The organism is Streptomyces sp. NPDC002044 (assembly GCF_040296725.1).
In the GTDB taxonomy this organism is placed as follows: domain Bacteria; phylum Actinomycetota; class Actinomycetes; order Streptomycetales; family Streptomycetaceae; genus Streptomyces; species Streptomyces antarcticus.
Window position 1 is genome coordinate 1 of sequence record NZ_JBEOXU010000195.1, and the last position, 8,949, is coordinate 8,949.

General features: G+C 76.0%; 6 protein-coding genes. All 6 read left to right on the forward strand.

The genetic code is table 11. From position 1 onward, the window contains the following. Window positions 1–1,017 precede the first annotated feature (1,017 nt). The 6 genes from ABT106_RS29115 (at window position 1,018) to ABT106_RS29140 (ending at window position 8,848) form a co-directional block, all read left to right on the forward strand. The gene (locus ABT106_RS29115) at window positions 1,018–2,448 is read left to right on the forward strand and encodes a choice-of-anchor A family protein (protein WP_351283255.1); all 1,431 of its coding nucleotides are present in this window, start codon (window positions 1,018–1,020) and stop codon (window positions 2,446–2,448) included. 94 nt (window positions 2,449–2,542) lie between these two features. Beyond that, window positions 2,543–3,382: a peptidoglycan-binding domain-containing protein gene (locus ABT106_RS29120; protein WP_351283257.1), complete on the forward strand. Its 840-nt coding sequence runs from the start codon at window positions 2,543–2,545 to the stop codon at window positions 3,380–3,382. A gap of 317 nt (window positions 3,383–3,699) precedes the next feature. Then, window positions 3,700–4,305, forward strand: coding sequence for a protein kinase domain-containing protein (locus ABT106_RS29125; RefSeq protein ID WP_351283259.1), 606 nt, complete (start codon window positions 3,700–3,702; stop codon window positions 4,303–4,305). A 118-nt stretch (window positions 4,306–4,423) separates the two neighbouring features. Beyond that, entirely contained in the window at window positions 4,424–5,500 is a 1,077-nt protein-coding gene (locus tag ABT106_RS29130; RefSeq protein WP_351283261.1) for an RNA ligase (ATP), read from the forward strand. Between the two features lie 85 nt (window positions 5,501–5,585). Continuing rightward, window positions 5,586–6,224 (forward strand): HD domain-containing protein, encoded by a 639-nt coding sequence (locus ABT106_RS29135; protein WP_351283264.1) that lies wholly within the window; start codon window positions 5,586–5,588, stop codon window positions 6,222–6,224. Window positions 6,225–6,412: 188 nt separating this feature from the next. Next, the gene (locus ABT106_RS29140) at window positions 6,413–8,848 is read left to right on the forward strand and encodes a glycoside hydrolase family 3 C-terminal domain-containing protein (RefSeq protein WP_351283266.1); all 2,436 of its coding nucleotides are present in this window, start codon (window positions 6,413–6,415) and stop codon (window positions 8,846–8,848) included. Window positions 8,849–8,949 lie beyond the last annotated feature (101 nt).

Sequence of the window (8,949 nt, forward strand, 5' to 3'; positions counted from 1 at the left end):
GCGGGTGTCGAAGGTCGAGGTGTACTGGGCGCACAGTCCGACCGGGGTCTGCGGCCCGGCCTCGTCGAGGAACGCGCCGATTCCCCCAGTGGCAGGGCCGACGGCGCGGGCGGCCGGTCGGGGGCGCCGACGGGCGGTAAGGAAACCGGCACATGGACGGGGGAGTCCGGGCCGACGGAGACACAGCCGGCGCTCGCGAGGAGCGCGACGAGGGAGAGGGGCACGGCCCGGCGCAACTGCATCCGACCACCTTGCCGTACCGCCGGGCCGGCCGGATCCGGCGGCTCACGCGTCCGGGTGACGGGGGCCGTTGTGCCGAAACGATCCGCCCCCGCGCGGGCCGGCCGGCGACGCCCGCACACGGGCCCCGACCGGTGGCCCGGTTCCCATGGCGGGAACTACCGGAGCGGGCGGGGGAGCGGTACGACCGTACGGGTGGCGGGGGAGGAGCGCCCCCGGCTCGCCCGCACCGCCGTGCCCCTCAGAGCCGCTGAGCCCGGCACGGCTCGACGGCTCCACGGCTCCTGTCGCGCGGTGCGCGCCTGTGGGCCGGCCGGCGTACGGCGCGGTGCGGGTGAGCCTGCGGAGCCGGACGATCACGTCGGTGCGGGCGGCCAACGAGGCGCTGCCCTGGCCCAGATGGCCCAGATGGCCCAGATGGCCCAGATGGCCCAGATGGCTCAGGGCGGTCAGGGCGGTCGTGGAGGTCGTGGCCGCATCTGGCCATCGCCGCGCGCGCGTTGCTCGGCGGGCTCGTCTGGAGGGGAGCTGCGCGCCCGCCGCGCCCCTCGGCGGAACCGGCCCGATGCTCCTCGCCGCCGTGACGGTGTGGGGTACGTCGGGCCGTCGACGGGACGGGATCCCCAACTGACGGGCGGGGCGGCGCGGTAGGGCTCATGGCGACAGAGCGGGTGGATTCGGGTGGATCGGGCATCCGGCTTGACCCGGGGCATCCCGGAGGGAAAGAGTGCGCCGACCAAGCAGCACCGCCTGCGCCGCACTTCGGAGATGCCTCACATGTGGATACCCGCCCGCGCGTCGCTGGCCGCCGCGGCCACGATCGCCGGCCTGCTCGGAGCGCTCGCCTCCGGGCCGCCCGCCTCCGCGGCCGTACGGGAGCAGGCGGACCCGGCCGCGGCCGGCTGTGCGGACGTACTCGCCATCGCGGGCCGCTACGGCGAGTTCACCGCCGGGGACAACCGGCGCGGCCCGGGCGGCCGGGGCGCCGCGGGGGCCGTCGCGGTCGGCGGGAACGCCGGCTTCCCCGGCGGCTCCACCGTCGGCCGGGACCTCGGAGCCGCGGAGGCGCGGGCGCTCCCGGGCGGCAACGCCCTGATCGTCGCGGGCGATGTCACCGGTGGGGTACGGGTGCTGCACGGGAACGGCGTCCATGGCGGCACCCTCGCCGGCCGCGCCGAGGCGCCTGCGGGCACGATCGCCGAGGGCCCGTCGCCCGTCGACTTCGCGGCCGAGTTCGCCGCGCTGCGCCGGGTCTCGGCAGCCCTCGCCGAAGCGGGCCAGTCATCCGCCGCGCAGTGGCGGGCGCTGGGGCCGCTGGGGCTCGCGGGGGCGGATGGGCCGACTGGGCCGACGGGTTCGACGGGCGCGACACGTTCGACAGGCGCGACGGGTGCGAGTCTCCGGTTCACCGGGACCGATGTCCGGTACAACAGCTTCGTCGTCCCCGCTGCCGAACTGGAGAAGGCGGCGGAGATCCGGCTCGCGGTCCCGGTCGGCGCGACCACGGTGATCACCGTGGAGGGCGCGGGATACCGGCAGGGAACGGCGGGCGCCACCCGCTTCCTGCTGTGGGACGAAAGGGAGGGACGCGAGGTGCCGGAGAGCACCTCCGGCAGCGCGGCGGGCGGAGTGATCCGCTCGAAACTGCTGTGGAACCTTCCCGGGGCCGCGCGCGTCGTGAAGGACGGCGCGGCGGCCTGGCCCGGCAGCATCCTCGCTCCCGACGCGGACGTCGACCTCGGTACCGGGGACGGTCCGGTGAACGGCTCCGTCATCGCCCGGTCGCTGACCGGCGCGGGCGGCGCGGGCACCCGTCACCACCCTTTCAGCGGCTGCCTGCCCCGCGTTCCGGAGCCCGTCGGGCCCGGCGCGGCCCCCGGAACACCCGACCCGGCGGGTACGGTCACGGGCCCGACCCCGGCCGATCGCCCGTTGGTGCCCCCGTCCGGGTCTCCGTCCGGGTCTCCGTCTGAGGCGGCTCCGGGCAGCAGTACGGCGCCGGACCGGGCGCCGACGGCCGCACCGGACGGCTCCGCCGCCTCCAGCGCCTCCGCCGGGCCGCGGATCGAGGGCCGGGGCGGCGGCCCCGGCGGTGGCCTCGCCCGTACGGGTGGTGGCGTGGTGACGGTGGAACTCGCGGTCGGCGGCGGCGCCGTACTGGCCACCGGAACGGCCATGGTCCTCGTCGCGCGGCGCCGCAGGGCCTGACCGGGGGGCGGGGACGGCCGTACCGCACCGCGGTGCCGGCCCCCGTTCCCGACGGGAGACAATGATGCTCCACGCCTTCCATGAGAGCCGGACCGTGCCCGACGATCACCTTCTCGTACGCCCCTATGTGGCCCCCTCGGGCAGCCCGTCCGGCTCGACGGGGCCGGCCTGGCCGCAGACCGGGCCGGTCACCTACCCCGGACCGATCCCGGGCACCCGAACCGCCCCGGGCCCCGCCCTCGGGACGGGCCCCGCCTCCGGCTACGACCCCGACGGCCTGTCCGGCCCCGGCCCCGGCCCCGGCCCCGGCCCCGGCCCCGGCCCCGGCCCCGTCCCCGTCCCCGGCTCCGGCCCGGGGCGGGGGCGTGGTGGCAGGCTCCCGGCAGCCATCCGCACCCTCCTCGCCCTGCTCGTGCTGGCCGTGGCGGGCGGACTGGTGCTCCTGCTCGGCGGGCCCGACCCGGAACCGGACCGGTCGGTACGGCCGCCGGGGCTCTCCGTGCCGGTGCTCCCGCAGCGCAACCCGGGCGCCGCCGCCGACGGCCCCGCCGCTGACGCCTCCGCCGCCGACGGCCCCACCACCGGGGCCGCACCGGAGGCGACCCCCTCGACGCGGGACACCCCGGCCCCCGCCGGATCCGCGTCCGCCTCCCCGGCAGCCGGTCCGTCCGCCGGCCGGGACCCGAAGCCCCCGGCGAGCACTTCGGCCGTGCCGCAGCCGGCCGGTGACGGCACCCTGCGCCCGGGAGACCGCGGTGCCGAGGTGCGCGCCCTGCAGCAGCGACTCCACGGGCAGGGGTTCACGTACGTCACCGTCAATGGCGTCTACGACGCCCAGACCCGGCGCGGTGTGGCCCAGCTCCAGAACGACCGCGGCATCACGGGAGACCCGAAGGGCATCTACGGCCCGGCCACGCGGACGGCGTTCGACTAGGGAGAGACGTGCCCCAGGTGCGGGGCGTGCTCCGTCGGGGTCGCCCGTCGGCCGTCGCGGGCAGGGCCGAGCGGTGATCCACGCGCCGCTTCGGTGGTACGCGTCGTGAGAACCACGGCGAGTGGCGTCAACGGCCATGTGGACGCGCGGTATCGCCTGGACGAGCCAGTGGGCCAGGGCGGATGCGGCCGGGTGTGGCGCGGCTTCGATCAGACGCTCCACCGGGCTGTCGCGATCAAGGAAGCGGCGAGGCTCGACCACCGAGGCATCGTCCACGTGTACGACGTGGTTCGACGGGGGGTGTTCGGTGGATCGTCATGCGGTTCCTCAAGGGCCCCTCGCTCCCCGCCGAGGTCGCGGGCAACGGACGGCTGCCCCGGCGGCGAGCCGCCGCGATCGGAGCACAGGTGGCCGACGCGCCGGCCCACGCGCACCGCCAAGGGCTCGTTCACCGCGAGGTGAAGCCCGACAACATCGGGCTGGCCCGGGACCGTGCCGTCCTCACCGACTTCGGGATCGTCCCCGTCGCCGACGCCGTCCTCAGAATGACCGTCACGGGGCAGGCTCTGGGTACTCCGCTGTTCATTCCCCCGAGCAGGGGAAGGGAGGCCGGTGGGCCCGGAGACGTACGTGTGGTCCCTCGGTGCCACGTTGCCCGCGACGGTGGAGGGACGACCCCCGTTCGCCTCCCCGGCCGCCCTCCTCAGCCAGGACGCGCCGCCACCGCCGTGGCACGCCGGTCCCCTCGCGCCGCTGCTCACCGCGCCGCTCGAAGGGGCCCCGGAGCGGCGCCCGTCGGCCCGGCGCGTGGCCGCACTGCTGGCCGCCGCGGGGCGGGACGGCACCGCACGGGTCCGGGACCTGGCCACCGGCCGCGAGACACCCCAGGCCCAGGCCGTGATCGCCGGGACGCGGCAGAGTAGCACCACGATATGCGCTGGACCAGGCAAAATCGGCGGACGACAGTGGAGGCGTCGCCGAGCCGCGCCGCCCGGACGGGCGTGCGGCCGGCCGGGACCGAAACGTACGAGGAGCCTCCCCATGTCGACCTTGCGGGTCACCGCCGAACAGCTGACCGTCCACGAGCATCGAAACGCCGACGCGCTGGAACTGGCCCAAGTCGGCCTCTATCGCGCCGTCGTCGCGAAGGGCACCTACAAGAGCGGGGAGTTCGCGCTCTACATCCCCGAACAAGCCGTTCTGCCTGTCGAGTTGATCGAGGAACTGGGCCTGACCGGCAAACTCGCCGGGGGCACCGCGGACCGGGTCAAGGCGGTCCGGCTGCGCGGCGAGATCTCCCAGGGGCTGGTGTGCCGGCCGCGCGCCCTCGCGGACGTCGACCTGGCCCGAGCCGCCGAGCTGGGCACGGACTTCGCGGAGTTGCTCGGCATCACCAAGTGGTCGCCGCCCGTCCCCACGACGATGAGCGGTGACGTCGAGTCCGCCCCGGACCTGATGTCGTGGGTCGACATCGAGAACCTCCAGCGGTATCCGGACATATTCGAGGCCGGGGAGCCGGTCGTCCTCACGGAGAAACTGCACGGCACCGCCTCGCTGTTCACCTACGTCGTCGACGGAGAACGGTCCCTGGTCTCCTCCAAGGGCTTCGGCTCGAAGGGCCTGGCGCTCAAGGAGGACGAGCGGAACCTGTACTGGCGGGCCGTACGCGGCCACGGCGTCCCCGCGGTCGCCGCGGCTCTCGCCGCCCGGCTCGGCGCGACCCGGATCGGGATCTTCGGCGAGGTGTACGGAGCGGGCGTGCAGGACCTGGCGTACGGGACCGACGTACGCGCCGCCGACGCGCCGCCCGGGTACGCCGTCTTCGACGTCTCCGCCGAGATCGACGGACAGGTGCGGTGGCTGGACCCGGCCGAAGTCCTGGCCGACGGCGAACTGCCGCTGGTTCCGCGGCTGTACGAGGGGCCGTACGAACTCGGCACGGTGCTGGAGCTGGCCAGCGGCCGCGAGGCCGTGTCGGGGCGGCGGCTCCACCTGCGCGAGGGGGTCGTCATCAGGCCGAAGGCCGAGCGGTACAGCCCGGTGCTGGGCGGTCGAGCCATCGCGAAAGCCGTCAGCCCGGCGTACCTGACCCGCAAGGGCGGTACGGAGTACGAGTGACCGGCTCCGGCTCCGGCTCGCGCCCTCCCGCCAGGGCTGCGGGGGCCCGGCCTGCCCGCCCGCACCGCCCGTGCACACTCCTCTGATGGAACCGGTACCGAAGAGCACCCCCACCCCCACCCCCACGGACCGCGGGGTCGACCTCCTCTCGCGGGCGCTCACCGCGCCGGGCGAGCCGCCGGTGCGCCCGCTGCCGCCCGAGGTGTCGGCTCTGCTCAGGACACTGGCCGCGCCGCCCCGCCTGGCGGCGCACCTGCGGTTGGTCCACGACGTCGCGTACGAGCTGGCGGACTGGCTGGCCGGGTACTGCCCGGGGCTGAGCTTCGATCGTGCGGACGTCCTCTTCGGGGCGGCGACACACGACATCGGCAAGGCCGTGCACCCCGGGGAACTCAGTGGGCCCGGCTCCGCGCACGAGCCCGCGGGACGCGAGCTGCTGCTCGCCCACGGGTTCGGCCCGGCACGGGCCGGGTTCGCCGCCACCCATGCCACGTGGGGGGAACCAGGCGTCAGTGTCGAAGAGTTGCTGGTCAGCGTCGCCGACACGGTGTGGAAGGGGAAGCGGGTCCCCGAGCTCGAAGACCTCTTGGCCGGGCACCTGGCCCGGGCGGCCGGTGAGGAGCGCTGGGCTGCCTTCCTCGCTCTGGACGAGGTGCTCGGGAGGGTCGCCGAGGGGGCGGACGCGAGGCTTGCGTTCCAGGCGTGCTTTCCCGTCGGCGTCTGACAAGTGGACGGGACGGAACGGGCGTTGACAGGTTCCCTCATACGCCTCGATCATGGGGGAGAGCGCTCTCCCGGCTCTCAGCTGCTCTTCCGGCATCCGGTGCGAAGGGGTCGACAGGCGTGCATGACAGCGACGGTGGCGGCGGTGGCGGTGGCGCCGGTGGTGACGGGCAGAGCGCTGACGCGGGGCTGTTCGCGGACAAACTGGATCTGCGGCAGTGCGTCCGACTGCTGACCGGCGCCGACACCTGGCGCACCCCCGGCGAGCCGAGCGTCGGGCTGCGCCCGATGGTGTTCTCCGACGGCCCCGCGGGCGTGCGCGGACCCGGCTGGGACGAGGGTTCCACCTCGGCACTGCTGCCCTCCGCCAGCGCGCTCGGCGCGCTCTGGGACGAGGACCGGGTGTACGGCCTCGGCGTCCTGCTGGGCGAGGAGGCCCGCCGCAAGGGGGTCCACGTGCTGCTCGCCCCCACGCTGAACCTGCACCGCAGCCCGCTCGCCGGACGCCACTTCGAGTGCTGCGCCGAGGACCCCCTGCTCGCGGGCCGCACCGGCGCGGCCCTCGTGCGCGGAATCCAGTCGCGGGGCGTGGCCGCGACGGCGAAGCACTACGTCGCCAACGACTCCGAGACCGAGCGGCTGACCCTTGACGCGCGGGTGGACGAGCGGGTGCTCCGGGAGCTGTACCTCGCCCCCTTCGAGGCCGCCGTACGGGCCGGGGTCTGGCTGGTGATGTCCGCGTACAACAGGGTCAACGGCGTCGGCATGACGGAGAGTTCCCTGCTGGCCGAACCGCTGAAGGGGGAGTGGGGCTTCGACGGTGTGGTCGTCTCCGACTGGGGCGCCGGCCGGTCCACGGCCGCCTCGGCCCGCGCGGCGCAGGACCTGCTGATGCCGGGGCCGGACGGGCCGTGGGGTGAAGCGCTCGTGGAGGCCGTGGAGCGCGGGGTGGTCCCGGCCGAGTCGGTACGGGACAAGGCGCGGCGCCTGCTCCGTCTCGCGGCGCGGGTCGGCGCCCTCGCCGCCCCGGTCCCGGGCGGGAGTGCCGGCCCGGGCCGCGGGGGGATCGCCGGTCTCCCCGTGCCCGAAGAGACCTCCGTGCGCCGGGAGTTGCGCGAGGCGGCCGCCGCGAGCTTCGTGCTGCTGGAGAACCGGGGCCTGCTGCCCCTGGCCCCGGGGGAGCTCGGCAGTCTCGCCGTCCTCGGCGTCCACGCGGCGGCACCCCGGGTTCAGGGGGGCGGCAGCTCCGAGGTGTTCCCGGGCGCCGTCGTCAGCCCGCTCGCCGGGCTGCGGGCGGCGCTCCCCGCCGCCGTCCGCGTCGTGTACGAGCCCGGCCCGGCCCCGGAGGGGGCCTGCGGGCCCGCACCGCTCGGCGCGCCGTACGCCCGCGACCCCGACACCGGCGCCCCCGGCGTACGGCTGCGCGTCCTCGACGCCGCCGGGACCGTACTGCACCGCGCGCACCAGCCTTCGGGCCGGGTCCTGGAGCCCGAACTGCCCCCGGGCGCCCGTACCGTCGAGCTGGCGGCCGTCCTCCACCCCGACACGACCGGGCCGTGGACCCTGGGGGTCGGCGGCTTCGGCACGCTGAGCCTGGCCGTGGAGGGCGCGCGCGTGCTCCACGGCACGTTCCCGCCCGAGACCGACGACCCGGCCGTCGTCCACGTGCGCCCGCCTCAGCACACCGCCGTCGTCCGCCTCACCGCGGGCGCACCGGTCCACGTCCTCGCCCGCCGCGAGCTGGCTCCCGGGACCGGCCGGGCGACCGTCCTGACCGCCGCCCCGCCGGCCCCCGACCCGGCGGAAGCCCTGGCCGCCGCCGTGGAGGCCGCCCGCGAGGCCGAGGCCGCGGTCGTGGTCGTCGGGACCACCGAAGGCGCCGAGTCCGAGGGGCACGACCGGTCGACCCTGCGACTCCCGTCGCCGCAGGACGAGTTGGTGCGGGAGGTCGTCCGGGCGAACCCCCGCACCGTCGTCGTCGTCAACGCCGGCGGGCCCGTCGAGCTGCCCTGGCGCGCGGCGCCCGGCGCCGTCCTCCTCACCTGGTTCCCCGGGCAGGAGGGGGGCCACGCCCTGGCCGATGTCCTCCTCGGCCGCTCCGAGCCCGGCGGCCGCCTCCCCACCACCTGGCCCGCCACCCTCGCAGACGCCCCCGTCCGCACCACCCGCCCCACGCGCGGGGTCCTCCCGTACGAGGAGGGGCTGCACATCGGCCACCGGGCGTGGCAGCGGGCGGGCAGCACCCCCGCGTACTGGTTCGGGCACGGGCTCGGTTACACCACCTGGGCGTACGAGCACCTGGGCCCGCCCGAAGCGGCCCCCGACGGGTACGAGATCCCCGTCGTGCTCCGCAACACCGGTGCCCGCCGGGGCCGCGAGGTGGTCCAGCTCCACCTGGCCCGGCCCGACTCGGCCGTCGACCGTCCGGTGCGCTGGCTGGCCGGCTGGGCGGCCGTGGAGGCCGCGCCGGGGGAGCGAGTGACGGCGTACGTACCGGTTTCCGCGCGGGCCCTGCGGTACTGGTCCCCCGAGGCCCGCACCTGGGTCCTGGAGCCGGGCGCGTACACGGTCCTGGCCGGCCGCAGCGCCGGCGACCTCCCCCTGCGGGCGACCCTGAAGACCTGAACGGGACTGGTTGCGGGGGTCGTTGCGTTCCTGCTCCAGGTAGCCGACCGCTTCCCGGTACGTGTTGATGTCCATGTACTCGGCGAGGTACCGCTCCAGGG

Bases quoted from the DNA above. Each gene is read 5' to 3' on its own strand.
- ABT106_RS29115 (WP_351283255.1), top strand. From the start codon at position 1,018: ATGTGGATACCCGCCCGCGCGTCGCTGGCCGCCGCGGCCACGATCGCC.
- ABT106_RS29125 (WP_351283259.1), top strand. From the start codon at position 3,700: ATGCGGTTCCTCAAGGGCCCCTCGCTCCCCGCCGAGGTCGCGGGCAAC.
- ABT106_RS29130 (WP_351283261.1), top strand. From the start codon at position 4,424: ATGTCGACCTTGCGGGTCACCGCCGAACAGCTGACCGTCCACGAGCAT.
- ABT106_RS29135 (WP_351283264.1), top strand. From the start codon at position 5,586: ATGGAACCGGTACCGAAGAGCACCCCCACCCCCACCCCCACGGACCGC.